Raw genomic sequence first — 16,470 nt, 5'->3', positions numbered from 1 at the left:
CGGCTCAGCCCCGCTGCTGGTCGAGGTCGAGCGCGGTCAACCACCGATCGAGCGCGTCGACGGCGTCGGCGTCGACCGCGCCGCTGATCCAGGCCTGCGCCCGCTGCCAGGCCGGCCCGGCTTCGGCCAGCGCGTGATAGCCGGCCTCGGTGACCACCACCCGGGTCGTCCGGCCGGTCGAGGACGTCGCGGCGACGCGCACGTACCCGCGATGGGTCAGGACGTCGAGGTTCCGGCTGATCGTCGACCGTTCGAGACCGAGCCAGCCGGCGATCTCCGACGGGCGAGCCGGTGCGTCGAAGAGCGCCAGCTCGGAAAGGACCTCGAACTGCGGAAGCGTCAGTCCGGACTCTCGCAGCTCCGCGTCGAAACGGCGGGAGACCAGCCGGTGCAACCGCGCGATCCGCCGGCCCAGGCACCGGTCGGCCATCCACAACGCCTGCTCACGCATCCCGCTCCCGGGCTCCTGTTGCATATGCACCTCCGACCTGTAGGGTAGCCCCGTCGCAAGTGTTGCAGATACACCACAGGAGGATCGCATGGCCGGAATCAGTGAGCTGCTGGAACGGAACCAGGATTTCGCGGCACGGGTCGACCTCCGGAGGCTGGCCATGCCCGCGGTCCTGCCGGACCGGCTGCTGGTGGTGCTCACCTGCGTCGACCCGCGGGTCGAGCCGGCCGGTTTCCTCGGCTTGACCACGGGAGACGCGGGCGTGCTGCGGAACGCGGGTGGCCGGGTCGACGACCGGGTGATGGACGACATCGCGTACCTCGCCATGCGCTTCGGGGTGCGCATGGACATCGCGGTCATCCACCACACCCAGTGCGGTACCGGCTTGCTCGCCGATCCGGACTTCCGCCGGGCCTATGCCGACCGCTCGGGGCTCGACGACGCCGGCCTGGCCGCGAAGGCCGTGACCGACCCGGTCGCGACCGTGCGCGACGATGTCGCGAAGATCCTCGGTAGCCCACTGCTGGCGAGCGATCTCGTCGCCGCCGTCTCCGGGCACGTGCTGCGGCTGGAGACCGGGCTCGTCGACACGGTCGTCGCATCCGTCGCGCCACGCACCGCCTGACCACCCGTACCCCTGAGCGGCTATCCCGGCGCCAGGACCTCGTCCAGCGTCCGGCGCGGCGTCGCCGACGCCGACTGGGCGAACCCCAGCCGCAGCACCATCTGCGCCCACCGGCCGGTCCTCGGGTCGGAGAGGGTCTCCCGGATCGCCGGGATCTCGACCGGCTGACTGATCGGTGTGGTCGACAGGCCCAGCCGGGTGGCCACCAGCAGCACCCGTTGCAGCGCCTGGCCGGCCCGCAGCCAGTCGGCGACCCGGTCGCCGACGGTGGTGAGCACCGCGATCGTCGGGTACGGCTCGAACCGCTCCGGCCTGCCGGACAGTTGCGGGTGCACCAGGCCGAAGTCACGGACCGGGAGCCGTTCCATCGCATCCCACGGCCCGAATGCGGTGGCCGGAATGCCGTCGCGCCGGCCGCGCGGCCCTCGGGTCCACCGTCCGAGTTCGGCGCGGTAGCCGCCGTCGGAGCGCAGTCGCTCCTCGGCGATCCGGCCCAGCCCGCAGATGATCAGGCGGCTGGCCGGGGTGGCCACGATGAGCTCGGCATCCTCGAACGACGCGGCGGCGCGCAGTTCCTCGACCGCGTCGGCGGGCACGACGGCGTCGGTGAACGGGCCACGGTTGGTGTGCCGCCGGCTGATCACGGCGGCCAGCCGGCGAGCGTCCGCTGACGGCTCCTGCGGCCGTAGCAGGCTGACCCGGGCCACCAGGTCCGGGTCGCCGGGGTCGGGCAGCAGGGACGTACCGGGAATCCAGCCCGCCGCGCGCAGTGCGACGCGCAGGGTGAACACCGCGGCACCCAGGCTGATCATCAGTTCCCGGCCGTCCGGATCCAGCGCCTGCAGCTGGCGGGACCGATCGGCGCGCACCTCGACGCCGTCCCCCACGATCCGGAACCGCCACGGCTGGCTGTTGTGCAGCGACGGCGCCAGCGTGGCCGCCTCGACACAGCCGCTGAGCAGCTCGCGGTCGTTCATGACGACCGCGCAGGGACCGGGACCGGCGCCGCGCCACGTTCGGCGCGGTCCCGGATGCCGCGCAGCATCCGGCGTTCCATGATCAGGCTGCCCGGCTCGATCACCGCGCGCTGGATCACGCGGTGTAGCCACGGGGCGGCTCCGGACGCGATCCGGTTGCGGCTGATCAGTCGGGTGCCCTGCTCATTCGTACGCACATGGAAGGTCCACACCCAGCGCCCGTCGTCGGACCGGAAGGCCAGCGTGGTCTCCGGATCGCAGATCTCCACCCGCATGCCCGGCCCGTCCGGCCCGAGCGGCAGCACGTCGCCCGCGGCGAGGCGCTGGAACTGCGGCAGGATCTCGTCGGCGCTGTGCATGTCCAGGCCGAACAGGTTCTCGATCCAGTCGTAGGTGTACGCCCCGCCCCGCCCGCTGCCCATCTGCACCAGCCACGGCCAGACCGCCGACGGCACGGCGCCGATGGTGACGGCCCGGGTGGACACCACGTCCGGACGCGGCAGCAGATCGTCGCCGGGCAGCGCTGCGGCGGCCTCCTCGGCGGTCGCACCGTAGGTCAGGCACCGGCGGCGCACCGGTGGCGAGTAAGCGGCCACGACCAGCAGGGCCGCGACACCGAGTCCTCGGCGAAGCACGGTCGCGCGGACCGCGCGCCGCATGCCGGCGGGAACGTCGTTCACCATGGCACTTCCTCACGCTGGTCGATCGGGACGACCGCGACCGGGCACGGGGCGTCCATGGTCACGGTCAGCGGGACATCGCCGGTCCGGATCCGCCCGACGGCGCCGCGGCGTTTGTCGCCGACGACGAGCAGTGGCGCGCCATGCCCGGCCTGGATCAGCGCGTCGGCGACCGGACCCGGCAGCACCACCGGTGTGATCGTCAGTCCGGGGTATTTCGCGGTCCACGGCTGCAGGACACCGGCGAGGAATTCCGGCCCGTCCGCGGGCCCGATCCGTTCCGGGGACCGGCCCTCCCGGCCGGGCTCCACGACGTGGACGGCGGTGAGTGGAAGGCGGTGCTGGTCGGCGAAGCCGGCCGCGAACTCCAGTGCCATCCGGCCGGCGACGCTTCGGTCCACCCCGACGACCACCCGGTCGGTCCGCTCCGTGGTACCGGCCGCGCCGGGCCGGACGATCACGACCGGACAGAGGGCGTGCCGCACGATCTGGCGAACCGTCCGGTCGCCGCCGCCCGCACCGATCACCAGCAGTCCCGCCCCGGTCGAGGCGTCGACGAGCCGGGTCGCGGGGTCGCCGCTGTAGACCTTGAGCACCGCACGCTGGCCGCCGAGCCGGGCCCGGACGCTGATCAGTGCGCGGGCCAGCCCGGGATCGACCAGTTCGACCTCGGCCGGCGCCGGTTCGGTGTCCCCCCGGTCGAGCGGCGAGCCCGGCTCGCAGACGTGCACCAGGACGAGCCGTGAGCCGGTACGCTCCGCCTCCTCGACGGACCAGGACAGCGCCTGCCAGCTGCCCGCGCCGCCGGCCCCGACCGCGATCGACCGATACATGCCACCACCATGCCCACCGCGGCCGGGCCCGGGTCAGAGCCGAAGGTCCCGGAAAATCGCGGCGGGCCGCTGGGCGCCGAGCTCGCCGAGCAACGTGGCGAGCCGGTCGGCGCTCCACACGAACTCCGGGTCTGGTTCCAGGAACGTGAAGGCGATCGCGGCCACCGCCAGCCCTGCGGCCGTCCACTCGGCGGCGCCGGTACCCGACGGGTCCGCGACGAGCCGGGCGGTCACCGCCTCGGGATCGACCGTGGCCATCGTGACGAAGCCGCGCAGTGACGCGGTCACCTGCAGGGCGATCGTCGCGAACCCGGCGCCCGAGCCCGGGCGCGGACGGTAGCCGAAGACCGCACAGACCGCGGCCCAGGAGCGCCCGATGCGTTCCACGAAGCCCCGGTCGGCGGCGGCGAGACCGGCACGGATCTCCTCGCGCAAGGCACCGTCCGGCAGGCTCAGGAACGTCGCCTGCAGGGCCAGGTAGGTGTGCCACTCGGTCGCGGCACGTACCGCGTCGAAGTCGGCGTCGGCGCTGCGCCGCAGCACCTCGGTCAGCAGCGCGTGCCGCCGGTCCGCTCGGTCCAGGGCCTGGCCCTCCGCGAGCAGACCGTCGGCCAGGGCGCGTTCGAACGCCGCGGTGCCGGTGGTCGAGGCCGGCGCGGCGCCGCGAGCGAGCTCGCGCAACAGGTCCGCGAAGAACAGATCCTTGTACGGCCAGCGCCGGTACGCCGTGCTGCGCGACACCCCCGCCTCGCGGATGACGTCCTCGAAGCTGATGTGGTCGAGACTGACGGTCAGACCCGCGCTGTTCACCCGGGTGATCGCCGCCTGCAGCATCCGCCGGGCGGTCTCGCCGTCGCTGATCCTGCGCCGCCGTGAAGACGGGCCCAACGGCCCTGCCCGTTCGTCCGCCTGGTTCATACCGTCCTCCCATGAGACACGATATCCCAAGTACCTCGACACCCGGACGTGACGACACCTCCCCGCGCCGTCGGCGCAGGTGGCCCCGCATCATCCTGATCACGCTGGCGGTGCTCGTCCTGCTCAGCGGCCTCGCCCTGTTCGCCGCCCGCCCCGGGCCGGGGACGCCGCCGCTGGCCCTCCCGCCGGGCGGCGCGGCGCCCGACGCCACCGCCCTGGACGGCACCTGGACCGTCGCCGGCGGCTCCACCGGCGGATTCCGGGTGGTCCAGACCGTGCTGGGCGCGCGCAGCGGCATCGCCGGCCGGACCGGCGAGATCACCGGTACGGCCACGTTCGCCCGGGACACCCTCACCGCCGCGCACTTCAGCATGGATCTGCGCACCCTGCTGGTGAACGGCAAGACCCAGCCGCAGTTCGCGACGAGCGCCGGGGTGGCCGACGCGCCGGTCGCCACCTTCGACCTGGCCGGTCCGGTGGCCGCCACCGGTCTCGGCACCGGCGCCACCGTCACCGCGCCGGTCGCGGGGCGGCTCTCCCTGCACGGTGTCACCCGTCCGGTGGTGGCCCAGGTCTCCGCGCGCCGGACCGCCGACCGGCTGGAACTCGCCGGCGCCATCCCGGTCGTCTTCACCGACTGGGGCATCCGGGCGCCCCGCAACTACGGCCCGCTCGGCTCGCTCGACGCCGAAGGCACCGCCGAGTGGCTTCTCGAGATGCGGCACCGCTGATCTGCTACCGCGACCGATGAACACGGCCGCCACGGGACTTTAGGCCCTAGGCTGAGTGACTAATTACGGATGAAAATTGCAAAAGCCGCTATTCGGGCGAGGAGCCGCGTGCCTGGCAGGCGGCCCGACATCGGTGCGCAGAACCTGAAGTTCCCACCAGAGATCGAGGGTTACCGAATGATCACTCTGCTGTCCCGGACCTCGAACAACGGCCGCAAGAACGCACGCGCGGCGACGGACCCGGCCGCCGCGGGAAGCCTCGCCGGCATCGGCGCGCGCCACATCCTCGACTCGGCACAGGGGAACATCTTCGTCGCGGACCTCGAGCTGACCATCGTCTACGCCAACCCGAAGGCGTTGCAGACTCTGCGGCAGGTCGGGCCGGAGATCGAAAGGGTCTTCGGGGTGCGGATCGCGGACATCCTCAACGGCAGCATCCACCGGTTCCACAAGGACCCGGGCCGGATCGACCGTATCCTCACCGACCCGGCCTTCCAGCCCCGCGACGCCGCCTTCACGTTCGGCACCATCACCCTCGACACCCACATCAACCAGGTCAAGGACGACCGGGGCGCGGTGATCGGCTACGTGGTGGCCTGGGAGGACGTCACCGCCCGGACGGCAGCCGAGGAGAGCTCCCGCGCGCTGACCGGCCAGCTCGGCGACACCCTGGCCAAGACCGGGGACGCCAGCGCCTCGTTGCACTCGGTCGCGAGCGCCATGGAACAGCTGACCGCGTCGGTGACCGAGATCGCCCGGAGCGAAGGCGAGGCCGCGGAGGTCGTTGTCGACGCGGTGGCCGCGATCGACTCGGCGACGAGCACGATGGAACGCCTCACCGAGGCGTCCGGCCGGATCGACGAGGTGGTCAGCACCATCTCGCAGATCGCCCGGCAGACGAACCTGCTGGCCCTGAACGCGACGATCGAAGCGGCCCGGGCGGGCTCGGCCGGCAAGGGATTCGCGGTGGTCGCCGGCGAGGTGAAGGACCTGTCGAGCGCCACCCAGACCGCCACCCGGCGGATCGGTGAGCTGATCGCGAACGTCCAGGCGCTGAGCAGCCTGGCCGGCGAGGAGATCGCCAAAATCGCCGGGATCGTGGACGCGGTCCGGGACAACCAGAGCTCGGTCGCCGCCGCCGTGGAGGAACAGACCGCCACCAACGGCGAGATCACCCGGAACCTGACCGAGGCGGCCGACAAGGTGCACGCGGTCACCGACGATCTCGCCACGTTCCTGAACGCCGCCGCCCAGAAGTAATCTCGCGGATCACTCAGCCCGCCGGCACCCACCGCCGGGCCAGCGCGGCGATCTCCTCGGCGATGGCGGGTTGCACCAGGACGGGCAGGTCGTGGCCCATGCCGGGGAACACGACCAGCTCGGCGCCGGGGACGGCCTGCGCGGTGGCCCGGCCGCCCGACGGGCCGACCAGGATGTCGTCGGCACCGTGCACCACCAGCGTGGGCACCCGGAGCTCGCGCAACTGCGGGCGCCGGTCCTCGGCGCAGATGATCGCCGCGAGTTGCCGCCGGACACCGTGCGGATCGTAACCGCGGTCGTAACCGCGGCGCGCGGCCTCCCGGATCCAGTCCTCGTCGCGCGGGTAGCCGGTCGAGCCGATCACCCGGAACACGTGAACCACCTGACGGGCCGCCGAGTCCCGGTCGCGGACCGGCAGCGTCACCAGCGCGGTCAGCGCACGCGGATGGGGCCGCCCGATGTGCGACGCCGGGGTGGACGAGATCGAGGTCAGCGTGCGCACCCGCGCCGGATGCCGGCAGGCCAGGGTCTGCGCGATCATGCCGCCCAGCGACACTCCGGCCACGTGGGCGCTCGGCCAGCCCAGGTCGTCCAGCACGGCCACCGCGTCGTCGGCCATGTCCGCCAGCGTGTATCCGTCCCAGCGCCGGGTGAGCAGGACCAGCGGGGAGGGCATCCCCAGCTCGGTCAGGTGGGTCGAGGCGCCGACGTCGCGATTGTCGTACCGGGCCACCCGGAAGCCCCGCTCCACCAGCAGCCGGCGCAGGCCGTCCGGCCAGAACGACATCGAGAGTCCCAGTCCCATGATCAGCAGTAGGGGGACGCCGTCGTCCGGGCCCTCCACCTCGTACGCAATCCTGATGCGGCCGTGCCGCGCGATACCCGCAGCCATACCTCCAGCCTGGTGCGGATCACCAGCACCGGCACGGGCCGGACGTCACCTCCTCGGGCCGGTCGGCACTGGCGGGACGACCCGGCCCGGCGGGACGGTGACGACAAGTGACCGGTACCGACCGAGGAGGTCCGATGGAGTACCTCAGCCCGCTGGACGCGTCCTTTCTCGACCTGGAGGACGAGGATCCGCACGCTTCCCTGGCCATCGCCTCCGTCGCCGTCATCGACGGCCCCGCCCCCGATCAGGCGGCTTTCGCCGAGGCGTTGCGCGGCCGGCTCGCCCTGGTCCCGCGCTACCGGCAGAAGGTCCGCCGGGTGCCGTTCAACCTCGGCCGGCCGGTGTGGGACGACGATCCCGGCTTCGACCTCGACTTCCACCTGCGCCGCACGGCGCTGCCCGCGCCCGGCGACGACGACGCGCTGCAGCACCTGATCGGCCGGATCATGTCCCAGCGCCTCGACCGGGAACGCCCGATGTGGGAGGACTGGGTGATCGAGGGCCTGCCGGAGGGCCGCTGGGCCCTGCTTTCCAAGGTGCACCACAGCATGCTGGACGGCGTCACCGGCAACGAGTTGTACCGGCTGATCTGCGATCCGGGTCCGGAACCCCGGCCGGCCGAACCCGACGGCTGGCAGCCCGAGCCCACCGGTGGCACCGCGCTCACCCTGGACGCGCTCGGCCGACTCGCCGCGCTCCCGTTCGACCAGGCGCGCGCCCTGCTGCGCGCCGCCGCCGACCCGGCCGGGACCGTCCGCCGCCTCACCGACCTGGTCCGCGGCGCCACCGCGCTCACCGAGGCGCTGCTGCCCGCCCCGCCCACCTCGCTGTCCGGCCCGCTCGGCCGGGCCCGGCGCTACGCCCTGGCACGGGTGCCGATGGCCGAGATCGCCGCGGCGGCGCGGGCCCACCGGGTCACGATCAACGACGTGTACCTCGCGGCCGTGGCCGGCGCGTTCCGTCATCTGCTGCTGTCCCGCGCCGAGCAACCGGTGCCCGGCGCCATCCGGACCCTGGTGCCGGTGAACGTGCGCACCACCGATGCCCGGCACGTCTTCGACAACCGGTTGTCCTCGATGCTGCTGGATCTGCCGGTGGAGATCGGTGACGCCACCGGCCGGCTGCGCGCCGTGCACGACCGCATCGCCGGGCTGCGCGAACGGCACGAGGTCGAGGCCGGCGCCGAGCTGCTCACCCTGGCCGACCAGGAACCGTACGCAATGGTCTCGTTCCTGATCCGCGCCGCGTTCCGGATGCCGCAACGCGGGCTGGCCACCGTGACCACCAACGTGCCGGGCCCGCCGGTGCCGCTCTACCTGCTGGGCCGCCCGATCCGCGAGATCCTGCCGTACGTCCCGATCGCCGAGCACATGCGGGTCGGCGTCGCCGCGCTGACCTATCGCGATCAGGCCGCCATCGGCGTCACCAGCGACTTCGCCACGGTGCCGGAGGCCGGCGACTTCGCCGCGACGGTGGCGACCGAGATCCGGGAGCTGGCCACGGCCCGGGGACCGGCGGCGCGACGTTCCCTCCGGGCCGCCCGGCCGGTCCGGCCGGCGCCGGTCCCCGGGGCGGCCCGGTCCGCCTGAGGGCCGCGCCGGGCGGTCGTGACGATCGCCCGGCGCACCGGGCCGGTCGGCCCTTCCGCGCGTCCGTGACCGGCGGGACGGTGAAGGCGCACGCTCCGGACGCGAGCGCACGCCCGCGACCACGGGGAGTGCCGAAGGAGTCTGCGATGAACACTTGGACCGTCGTCCTCATCGTCGCCGCCGCCGTACTGCTGCTGCTCATCCTGTCGGTGCGCATCGTCAAGCAGTACGAGCGCGGCGTGCTGTTCCGGCTCGGCCGCGTCATCGGCGCCCGGGAGCCGGGGCTGCGACTGATCATCCCGATCGTCGACGTCATGCATCGGGTGTCGATGCGGGTCGTCACCATGCCGATCCAGTCGCAGGGCATCATCACCCGCGACAACGTCAGCGTCGACGTCTCCGCCGTCGCCTACTTCCGCGTCGTCGACGCGATCAAGTCGGTGGTGGCCATCGAGAACGTCAACGCCGCCATCAACCAGATCGCCCAGACCACGCTGCGGCTGGTCGTCGGTCGGCACACCCTCGACGAGACGCTCGCCGAGACCGACCGGATCAACGTCGACATCCGGACGATCCTCGACGTCACCACGGTCGACTGGGGCGTCGAGGTCACCCTGGTCGAGCTCAAGGACATCCAGCTGCCCGATGCGATGAAACGGGCCATGGCCAAGCAGGCCGAGGCCGAGCGGGAGAAGCGCGCCAAGATCATCAACGCCGAGGGCGAGTCGCTCGCGGCCGCGGCGCTCGGCGAGGCCTCCGACACGATGATGGCCCACCCCCTCGCGCTGCAGCTGCGCAACCTGCAGTCCCTGGTCGAGATCGGGGTCGACAAGAACACCACGGTGGTGTTCCCGGCGCCGCTGATGAGCACCATCGGCGAGCTCGGCAACTTCCTGACCCACGAGTCCGCGGCCGCCGCGGCCGGCAGCCCGCCGGTCAACGGCACCACTCCGCCCAGCCGGATGAACGCCGTCCCGTGACCCGGACCGCCGATCGGAGACGACCATGCCCACCCCGAGCACCCGCCGGGAAGCGTTCCTGACCCGCCTCGAGCACGAGGTGGACACCAGGTCGGCCGGTCTGGCCGCGTGGTTGCTGCGCCGCACCCGGGGCCGGATCGGTGACCTCTGGCACCGGCGGGTACTCGTGCTGACCACCCGGGGCCGGCGGTCCGGCCGGCCCCGTACGGTGCCGTTGCAGTTCTTCCCGGACGGCGACGACCTGGTCGTCGTCGCCGCGAGCAGCGGCCTGGACGTCGCTCCGGCCTGGTTCCTCAACCTGATGGCCGAACCGCACGCGAGCGTCGAGGTGGCCGGCCGCACCCTCCCGGTCCGGGCCGCACCGCTGACCCCCGAGGAGACCGTCGCGTTCTGGCCCCGCGTCCTCGACACGGCCCCGGACTACGCCCGATATCTGCGTCGCACCGATCGCCGGATCCCGATGGTGCGACTCGTCGTCGCCCCGGGTGCCGGCCCTCGCCCCACCACCTGCTCCTCGCCGCCTCGGCCGGGGCCGCCGCAGTAGGCAGCACCGCCGGCCTCATCGCGGGCGTCCGCAGCGCCGGCTCGTAGCAGCCCTACCGCGCTTGACCGCGAATGGTCCTCTCCGGTGCCAGCCGCGGCGTGCGCGGCTCGTCGTCTCCGCCGGGTTCAGCAGCGGCGAACCGGAGCACCAGATACGGCAGTTCGTACCCGCCCAGCAACCGCCGGACCATGTCGCGACTGCCGGCCACCTCGACAAAGATGCTCAGCGGCAGGACCGAGACCCCCAATCCGGTGGCGGTCAGCCAGCCGGCGGACAGCGCCTCGCCGGCGATCAACCAGTTCAGACGCTCGTCGCCGGCACCGTGGAGGATCGCAAAGACCGCGGCATGGTGGTGTGACTCCTCGATGAGAGTGGATCCGGACTGCCGGAACGCCCGGCCCGGCGCACGGTCGACCAGCGAACCGGCCGGAAGGGCCGCCCGGGGCACCCCCGTGCCGGGCGTCGGGGCATCACCGATCCAGCCAGCGAGTTCGACCTGCCACTCGGGATCGTCGGCCTCGACGCCGCGCGCCCGGTCGGAGGCTTGCGCCAGCGCGAAGACCTGGCCCGGACGCAGCAACCTGAGGTCGGCACCCTCGCGACGTACGGCGGCTTGAATGGTCCGGAGCTTGTCGTGGTCAAGGGGTGCGCCCGGTGTGCTGCGCCGGTCGGTGCGACGGTGTGCCACGGCCTGGCAGAGCCTGGTGTCGGACGGGTCGATCGGCGAACGACCTTTGATCCGCAGACTGGCGAGCGCGTCGGCGTCCATCGAATCCGGCATGCGGCGGACGCCGGTTCGCCACCCGGCCGCGGCGAGGTCGATCCGCGCATGGTGCAGGGCCGCGCCGCAGCTCAGGACGGCAAGGCGGGCATCCGGGTCGGTGGTGCCGAGCACCCGGCCGGTTTCGAGCCGCAGGTCGAGGTTGTCGGAGTCGATCTGCCAGCGCCAGGGCTGGCTGTTGTGCAGCGACGGCGCCTGGCAGGCGAAGGTGGCCGCCCGCATGAGCTGGTCGGTGACGTCCGTGCGTAGCTGAGACATGGCTCCTCTTTGCTGGCGAAACGCTGCGGGCCGCCGAAAGGCTCACAAACAATGCGGAAAGTACTGCCGGATTAACACTCCGTCACCGCCGACGGCTCGAACAGGGCCAAACGTCCTGAAATGTGCCGTGGTTGAGGTCGGCTCGCACCGATCCACAACGCCCGGAACGTCACGACCACCCTCCCCGGCGAGCCCCGTCAGCCGACCGGGCTCGCCGGAGCCCGGGTCACCGGGCGGCCACCGGGGCCACCCGCCGGCCCCTCCGCAGGTTGAGGACCAGCAGGACGACGGTCAGGACCAGCTCGAAGCCGAGGCCGGTGCCGACGCCCACGGCGTCACGCAGCGAGAAGTGCTCGAAGTGCCGGACATGGAAGGCGAAGTGCGTCAGCGAGTAGAGGGCGAAACCGGTCAGTGCCGCGGTCACCAGCCGCTGCTCGAGGTACACCGCCGCGATGATCAGGACACCGACCAGGGCGATGTTGAGGCCGCCGACGTCGGACACCAGGTGCTCGTTGTACGGCGGGTCGAGCCGCACCGTCGGGAAGTCCTCGAAGAAGGAGCGCGGGAAGAAGTACTGCCAGATGCCGACCAGCCCGTCGAGCGCGATCAAAAGGATGATCCCGGCTCGCAGCCACGTTCGCGATGTCATGCCGCAAGGACGAAACAGCAGCCTGGTCTGTGACACCCCACGGTCCAGCGGCGATCCGGCCGGTCGGTGCGGCATACTGCGGTGCCCCCACCGCCGCTGTCTGAGGAGTTCCGTTGAGCCGCGTATCCCTGAGCTCCTGGACGCTGCGGCGCCGGGTCGCGGTGCTGTTCGTGATCGCCGGGATCCTGCTCGGCGGGATCGGCACGACGGCCGCGGTGACCGCGGTCGACAGCAACGACAACCTCGACGTGATCCTGAACAAGACCGGGCCGATGCGGATCGCCGGGCAGGAGCTGTACTCGGCCTATCTGGACCAGGAGACCGGGATACGCGGTTACGCGCTCAGCCGGTCGGACCAGAACCTGCAGCCGTACCAGAAGGGTCTGACCACCGAGCGCGACCTGCTCGCCCAGATCGAGACGCTGAACGACGCCGCCGGCACCGCGGCGATCCGGGCCGACCTGGCGCTGGTCCGGCAGCGGGCCGCCGACTGGCGGCAGAACGTGGCCGAGCCGGCCATCGCCGCCACCAAGGCCGGCGATCCGGCCGGCACCACCGCCGGTACCGCCCAGTTCGACGCGCTGCGGACCGCGGTCAACCAGCTGCAGGGCAGCATTCTCACACTGCGCAACAAGGCCGTCGACGCGGCACAGCAGTCCTCCTCGGTGCTGGTCACCCTGGTGATCACCGCGGCGGTCATCATCCTGCTGGTCGGCACGGCGCTGCTGGTGCTGCTCGACCGGCTGGTCAACCGGCCGGTCACCGAACTGGCCGCGCAGGTCCGTCAGGTCGCCGGCGGCGACTACCAGCGGCCGATCACCAGCACCGGCTCCCCCGAGCTGCGCCGCCTGGCGACCGACGTGGACGGTATGCGCCGGCAGATCGCTGCCGAGCTGACCGAGGTCCGCGAGGCCCGGGCCGAGGTGGTGGCGATCAACGAGGAACTCCAGGCGAAGGCCGAGGAGCTGACCCGGTCCAACCGGGACCTGGAGCAGTTCGCCTACGTCGCCTCACACGACCTGCAGGAGCCGCTGCGCAAGGTGGCCAGCTTCTGCCAGCTGCTGCAGCGCCGCTACGCCGGGCAGATGGACGAGCGCGCCGACCAGTACATCGGGTTCGCGGTCGACGGCGCCCAGCGGATGCAGCGCCTGATCAACGACCTGCTGGCGTTCTCCCGGATCGGCCGGATCACCGCCGGGTTCAAGCAGGTCGACCTCGCAAAGGTGCTGCCCGAGGTGACCTCGCAGTTGGAGGCCCGCACCGCGGAGGCGGACGGCACGGTCACCCTGGCCGACCTGCCGGTGGTCGAGGGCGAGGAGCCGCTGCTCACCACGCTGTTCGCCAACCTGATCGGCAACTCGCTGAAGTTCCGCCGCCCGGACGTGCCCCCGGTGATCACGGTGAGCGCGGAACGCGACGGCGACTTCTGGAAGATCAACGTACGGGACAACGGGATCGGCATCGAGCGGGAGTTCGCCGACAAGGTGTTCGTAATCTTCCAGCGGCTGCACCCGCGTGACGCGTACGAGGGCACCGGCATCGGCCTGGCGATCGTCAAGAAGATCGTCGAGTACCACGGCGGGCGGATCTGGCTCGATCTCGACGTGGCGCAGGGCTCCTCGATCTGGTTCACCATGCCGGCCGTCCCGGAGAGCTGATCAGGAGCAGTCCTCGCTGGTGTACTCGGTGGCACCCACCGAGCCCGTCCACTCGGTGCAGCCCTGGCCGCGGGTGACCGCGTAGTTCGCGTGGTCCTTGCCGTCGCCCCAGGTGCCGAACCGCTTGTTGTGCATCAGGTTGACGCCCACCGCGCTCGTCGTGCCGGCCGTGCCCGCCTTGACCGTGACCACGCAGTAGGAGAGGTCCCGCTCCGCGTAGAGCAGGTAGGTCGTGCCCTGCAGGACTCCGCCGAACGACGTCAGCTGCTTCGAGGCGAGCACCCGGTAGGTCGGGAGGCCGTTCTTGCACAGGGTGGCCGGGTCGTAAGGGTTCGCCGCGGTGGCGGCGGTGACCGGCGTGGCGGAGGCCGGGGCAGGCGCGGCGGAGTCCGGGGCGAGCGTGGCGGAGTCCGGGGCGGGCGTGGCGGAGCTTGTCGACACGCCGGCACCCAGCGAGCCCGGGACCGGGTCCGGGTGGCGGTCGCTGAGGCCCCGGCCCAGCCCGATGGCCGCGCCGATCACCAGCACGCCGGCCGCCACGATCATCAGGCGTCCGCGGCGGGGTGGCGGCTCCTCGGCATCGGTATCGGTCGCGCGGGCGGCTTCGGCCATCTCCGCCGCGCTCGCGAACCGGTGCCCCGGGTCCTTCGCCAAGGCGCGCAGCACCAGCGCGGCCACCGGGGCCGGCACGTCCGGGGGCAGCACCGGCGGCGCGCCGTGCATCAGCTGGACCAGGACCGCCACCGGGCTGTCACCGACGTACGGAGGCCGGCCGGTCAGACAGGTGAACGCAACCGCGCCCAGCGCGTACACGTCGGTGGCCGCCGAGACCGGCCGGCCCTCGGCCTGCTCGGGCGCCATGTAGTGCACCGTGCCGAGCACCACGCCGGTACCGGTCAGCGCGGTGACACCGGCCGAGCGGGCCACCCCGAAGTCGACCAGGACGATCGCGCCGTCCGGCCGGACCAGCAGGTTGCTCGGCTTGACGTCGCGGTGCACGATGCCGGCCCGGTGCGCGGCCTCCAACGCGTCGGCGACCTGCACCACCACGGCCATGGTCGCGGCGGGATCGAGCCGGCCGCTCTCGGACAGTGGCGTACCGTCGATGAACTCCATCACCGCGTAGTCGAACCGGTCGTGGCCGGGTTCCGCGCTCTCGCCGTAGTCGTGGACCTGCACGATGCCGGGATGCCGCAGCGCCGCCAGCATCCGCGCCTCGGCCCGGAACCGGGCGGTGAACCCGGCGTCCGCCATCAGGGCCGGCAGCAGCACCTTCACCGCGACCACCCGGCGCAGCAGCAGGTCGTCGGCCCGCCACACCTCGCCCATGCCACCCGCGGCGATCCGCTCAGTCAGCTGGTAACGGCCATTGAGGACGGTTCCCGGCGACGGCATTGAATCATGCTAATCAGCCGGCGCCCGTTCCCGGGACACGCCGACGATCGGGTGACGATCCGTCGCGTGTCGGCCACGCTCCGGCACCCTCTACCGCAGCGACAGCCGGGAGCTCGAGGTCGCCTTTCCCGGCGGCATCCGGCGGGAGTACGTGATCGGCGTCTGCCCGGTCGACAAGACCACCAAGACCGAGGTAATGAGCGACTGCACCAGCAATCCTCACTACCACCCCTGGCACTGACGATCAGCCGGTGATCAGTTCCGGACGGGCCGGTGTCTCGACCGGCTCGTCCGCGACGGCGGCCGGCACCGGCTCGGCCGGGATCGCGGCGATGCCGGCCAGAATCAGCGCGCCACCGGCCATCTGCAGCGGCGACAGCGCCTCCCCCACCACCAGCCAGGCCAGGATCGAGGCGAACACCACCTCGAGCAGCCCGACGAACGACGCCAGGCGCGAGCCCAGACGGCTCGACCCGAAGATCCCCGTTGCGTACGCGATGGCAGTGCCGAAGACCGCGACCACCGCGAGCGGCACCCACCACGGCGCCATCGTGCCGAACAGCGCCACCTCGCCGAAGGTGGCCCGCATCGGCACCACACCGATCAGCCCGGCGAGCCCGAGCACCACGCCGCCGAGCGTGAGCCCGGCCCCGGCCAGCGCCACCGGCGGCAGCCCGTCGGCGGGCCGGGCGGCGACCACGAAGTAGACCGCGCAGCCGACCGCAGCCGCGAATGCCAGGGCCAGCCCGACCGGGTCGACGGCCTGCAGCGCGCCCGGACCGATCACCAGGATCAGACCGCCGATCGCCAGGAGCGACCCCAGGAGTACGGCCGGACGCGGCAGCCGCCGGGTGGTCACCCAGGCCCAGAGCACCAGCAGCAGCGGTGCCAGGTACTCCACCAGCAGCGCGGTCGAGACCGGCACCCGGCTGATCGCCGCGAAGTAGGCGACCTGGGTGAACGCGACAGCCACCACACCCATGCCGACCACCCGCCAGCGTGCCCGCCACAGCGCGTGCCACTCGCCGCGCAGCGCGAACAGCACGAACGGCAGCAGCAGCAAGCCCGCCGTGAGGGTCCGCGCGGTGACCGCGGCGGCCGGCGACCAGCCCGCCTCGAGCAGCGGCTTGATGAACGCGCCGGACGTGCCGAACGACGCGGCCGAGAGCACCGCGACCGCGAGCCCGGTGGTTTGCGGAGTGAGCTTCACGGCGCCTCCCCTACTAGGATGTCATGGGCTAACTTAGCT

The 16,470-nt window shown here is 72.3% G+C and carries 18 protein-coding genes; 8 read left to right on the top strand and 10 right to left on the bottom strand.

From position 1 onward, the window contains the following. Nucleotides 1–4 precede the first annotated feature (4 nt). Nucleotides 5–475 (bottom strand): MarR family winged helix-turn-helix transcriptional regulator, encoded by a 471-nt coding sequence (locus Apa02nite_RS21170; RefSeq protein WP_203826509.1) that lies wholly within the window; start codon nucleotides 473–475, stop codon nucleotides 5–7. Between the two features lie 64 nt (nucleotides 476–539). Here Apa02nite_RS21170 and Apa02nite_RS21165 point away from each other — a divergent pair, with 64 nt between their 5' ends. Beyond that, nucleotides 540–1,076: a carbonic anhydrase gene (locus Apa02nite_RS21165; protein ID WP_203826508.1), complete on the top strand. Its 537-nt coding sequence runs from the start codon at nucleotides 540–542 to the stop codon at nucleotides 1,074–1,076. 20 nt (nucleotides 1,077–1,096) lie between these two features. On the opposite strand, the gene Apa02nite_RS21160 is transcribed toward Apa02nite_RS21165, so the two are convergent. The 4 genes from Apa02nite_RS21160 to Apa02nite_RS21145 are packed head-to-tail and all read right to left on the bottom strand — an operon-like array spanning nucleotide 1,097 to nucleotide 4,454. After that, nucleotides 1,097–2,053, bottom strand: coding sequence for an Acg family FMN-binding oxidoreductase (locus Apa02nite_RS21160; RefSeq protein ID WP_203826507.1), 957 nt, complete (start codon nucleotides 2,051–2,053; stop codon nucleotides 1,097–1,099). After that, nucleotides 2,050–2,736 carry an SRPBCC family protein gene (locus Apa02nite_RS21155; RefSeq protein ID WP_239164451.1) on the bottom strand — a complete coding sequence of 229 codons (687 nt, stop codon included), beginning with the start codon at nucleotides 2,734–2,736 and terminating at the stop codon, nucleotides 2,050–2,052. Before Apa02nite_RS21155 ends, Apa02nite_RS21160 begins: the two co-directional genes overlap by 4 nt. Beyond that, the gene (locus Apa02nite_RS21150) at nucleotides 2,730–3,566 is read right to left on the bottom strand and encodes a universal stress protein (protein ID WP_203826506.1); all 837 of its coding nucleotides are present in this window, start codon (nucleotides 3,564–3,566) and stop codon (nucleotides 2,730–2,732) included. Before Apa02nite_RS21150 ends, Apa02nite_RS21155 begins: the two co-directional genes overlap by 7 nt. Nucleotides 3,567–3,599: 33 nt before the next feature. Beyond that, nucleotides 3,600–4,454: a TetR/AcrR family transcriptional regulator gene (locus Apa02nite_RS21145; RefSeq protein WP_203826505.1), complete on the bottom strand. Its 855-nt coding sequence runs from the start codon at nucleotides 4,452–4,454 to the stop codon at nucleotides 3,600–3,602. 41 nt (nucleotides 4,455–4,495) lie between these two features. On the opposite strand from Apa02nite_RS21145, the gene Apa02nite_RS21140 reads away from it, so the two are divergent. Then, the gene (locus Apa02nite_RS21140) at nucleotides 4,496–5,215 is read left to right on the top strand and encodes a YceI family protein (protein ID WP_203826504.1); all 720 of its coding nucleotides are present in this window, start codon (nucleotides 4,496–4,498) and stop codon (nucleotides 5,213–5,215) included. Nucleotides 5,216–5,392: 177 nt separating this feature from the next. Next, nucleotides 5,393–6,475: a methyl-accepting chemotaxis protein gene (locus Apa02nite_RS21135; protein ID WP_203826503.1), complete on the top strand. Its 1,083-nt coding sequence runs from the start codon at nucleotides 5,393–5,395 to the stop codon at nucleotides 6,473–6,475. Between the two features lie 13 nt (nucleotides 6,476–6,488). Here Apa02nite_RS21135 and Apa02nite_RS21130 read toward each other — a convergent pair whose 3' ends face one another. Further along, nucleotides 6,489–7,367 (bottom strand): alpha/beta fold hydrolase, encoded by an 879-nt coding sequence (locus Apa02nite_RS21130; protein WP_239164450.1) that lies wholly within the window; start codon nucleotides 7,365–7,367, stop codon nucleotides 6,489–6,491. Between the two features lie 134 nt (nucleotides 7,368–7,501). Here Apa02nite_RS21130 and Apa02nite_RS21125 point away from each other — a divergent pair, with 134 nt between their 5' ends. The 3 genes from Apa02nite_RS21125 (at nucleotide 7,502) to Apa02nite_RS21115 (ending at nucleotide 10,480) form a co-directional block, all read left to right on the top strand. Beyond that, nucleotides 7,502–8,956: a wax ester/triacylglycerol synthase family O-acyltransferase gene (locus Apa02nite_RS21125; RefSeq protein ID WP_203826502.1), complete on the top strand. Its 1,455-nt coding sequence runs from the start codon at nucleotides 7,502–7,504 to the stop codon at nucleotides 8,954–8,956. Between the two features lie 146 nt (nucleotides 8,957–9,102). Continuing rightward, the gene (locus Apa02nite_RS21120) at nucleotides 9,103–9,936 is read left to right on the top strand and encodes a slipin family protein (RefSeq protein ID WP_203826501.1); all 834 of its coding nucleotides are present in this window, start codon (nucleotides 9,103–9,105) and stop codon (nucleotides 9,934–9,936) included. A gap of 25 nt (nucleotides 9,937–9,961) precedes the next feature. Beyond that, nucleotides 9,962–10,480 (top strand): nitroreductase/quinone reductase family protein, encoded by a 519-nt coding sequence (locus tag Apa02nite_RS21115; protein WP_203826500.1) that lies wholly within the window; start codon nucleotides 9,962–9,964, stop codon nucleotides 10,478–10,480. A gap of 52 nt (nucleotides 10,481–10,532) precedes the next feature. On the opposite strand, the gene Apa02nite_RS21110 is transcribed toward Apa02nite_RS21115, so the two are convergent. Both Apa02nite_RS21110 and Apa02nite_RS21105 read right to left on the bottom strand, forming a co-directional pair. Beyond that, nucleotides 10,533–11,519 (bottom strand): Acg family FMN-binding oxidoreductase, encoded by a 987-nt coding sequence (locus tag Apa02nite_RS21110; RefSeq protein WP_203826499.1) that lies wholly within the window; start codon nucleotides 11,517–11,519, stop codon nucleotides 10,533–10,535. Nucleotides 11,520–11,745: 226 nt separating this feature from the next. Next, nucleotides 11,746–12,168 carry a hypothetical protein gene (locus tag Apa02nite_RS21105; RefSeq protein ID WP_203826498.1) on the bottom strand — a complete coding sequence of 141 codons (423 nt, stop codon included), beginning with the start codon at nucleotides 12,166–12,168 and terminating at the stop codon, nucleotides 11,746–11,748. Between the two features lie 113 nt (nucleotides 12,169–12,281). Here Apa02nite_RS21105 and Apa02nite_RS21100 point away from each other — a divergent pair, with 113 nt between their 5' ends. Then, a complete protein-coding gene (locus Apa02nite_RS21100; protein WP_203826497.1) occupies nucleotides 12,282–13,826 on the top strand; it encodes a sensor histidine kinase in 1,545 nt (514 codons plus the stop codon). Here the strand turns inward: Apa02nite_RS21100 and Apa02nite_RS21095 are convergent, their stop codons facing one another. Continuing rightward, complete coding sequence (locus Apa02nite_RS21095) at nucleotides 13,827–15,221, bottom strand: serine/threonine-protein kinase (protein WP_203826496.1); 1,395 nt, start codon at nucleotides 15,219–15,221, stop codon at nucleotides 13,827–13,829. 151 nt (nucleotides 15,222–15,372) lie between these two features. Here Apa02nite_RS21095 and Apa02nite_RS52390 point away from each other — a divergent pair, with 151 nt between their 5' ends. Continuing rightward, nucleotides 15,373–15,462, top strand: a complete 90-nt coding sequence (locus tag Apa02nite_RS52390; RefSeq protein ID WP_373873018.1) for a hypothetical protein — start codon at nucleotides 15,373–15,375, stop codon at nucleotides 15,460–15,462. Between the two features lie 3 nt (nucleotides 15,463–15,465). On the opposite strand, the gene Apa02nite_RS21090 is transcribed toward Apa02nite_RS52390, so the two are convergent. Continuing rightward, nucleotides 15,466–16,431 carry an EamA family transporter gene (locus tag Apa02nite_RS21090; RefSeq protein WP_203826495.1) on the bottom strand — a complete coding sequence of 322 codons (966 nt, stop codon included), beginning with the start codon at nucleotides 16,429–16,431 and terminating at the stop codon, nucleotides 15,466–15,468. Between the last annotated feature and the right edge of the window lie 39 nt (nucleotides 16,432–16,470).

The organism is Actinoplanes palleronii, from assembly GCF_016862315.1.
Classification (GTDB): domain Bacteria; phylum Actinomycetota; class Actinomycetes; order Mycobacteriales; family Micromonosporaceae; genus Actinoplanes; species Actinoplanes palleronii.
This window is presented reverse-complemented; position numbering and strand designations above follow the sequence as displayed.

Bases quoted from the DNA above. Each gene is read 5' to 3' on its own strand.
- Apa02nite_RS21105 (WP_203826498.1), bottom strand. From the start codon at position 12,168: ATGACATCGCGAACGTGGCTGCGAGCCGGGATCATCCTTTTGATCGCG.
- Apa02nite_RS21120 (WP_203826501.1), top strand. From the start codon at position 9,103: ATGAACACTTGGACCGTCGTCCTCATCGTCGCCGCCGCCGTACTGCTG.
- Apa02nite_RS21115 (WP_203826500.1), top strand. From the start codon at position 9,962: ATGCCCACCCCGAGCACCCGCCGGGAAGCGTTCCTGACCCGCCTCGAG.
- Apa02nite_RS21130 (WP_239164450.1), bottom strand. From the start codon at position 7,367: ATGGCTGCGGGTATCGCGCGGCACGGCCGCATCAGGATTGCGTACGAG.
- Apa02nite_RS21170 (WP_203826509.1), bottom strand. From the start codon at position 475: ATGCAACAGGAGCCCGGGAGCGGGATGCGTGAGCAGGCGTTGTGGATG.
- Apa02nite_RS21140 (WP_203826504.1), top strand. From the start codon at position 4,496: ATGAGACACGATATCCCAAGTACCTCGACACCCGGACGTGACGACACC.
- Apa02nite_RS21110 (WP_203826499.1), bottom strand. From the start codon at position 11,519: ATGTCTCAGCTACGCACGGACGTCACCGACCAGCTCATGCGGGCGGCC.
- Apa02nite_RS21125 (WP_203826502.1), top strand. From the start codon at position 7,502: ATGGAGTACCTCAGCCCGCTGGACGCGTCCTTTCTCGACCTGGAGGAC.
- Apa02nite_RS21135 (WP_203826503.1), top strand. From the start codon at position 5,393: ATGATCACTCTGCTGTCCCGGACCTCGAACAACGGCCGCAAGAACGCA.
- Apa02nite_RS21095 (WP_203826496.1), bottom strand. From the start codon at position 15,221: ATGCCGTCGCCGGGAACCGTCCTCAATGGCCGTTACCAGCTGACTGAG.
- Apa02nite_RS21150 (WP_203826506.1), bottom strand. From the start codon at position 3,566: ATGTATCGGTCGATCGCGGTCGGGGCCGGCGGCGCGGGCAGCTGGCAG.
- Apa02nite_RS21160 (WP_203826507.1), bottom strand. From the start codon at position 2,053: ATGAACGACCGCGAGCTGCTCAGCGGCTGTGTCGAGGCGGCCACGCTG.
- Apa02nite_RS21155 (WP_239164451.1), bottom strand. From the start codon at position 2,736: ATGGTGAACGACGTTCCCGCCGGCATGCGGCGCGCGGTCCGCGCGACC.
- Apa02nite_RS21165 (WP_203826508.1), top strand. From the start codon at position 540: ATGGCCGGAATCAGTGAGCTGCTGGAACGGAACCAGGATTTCGCGGCA.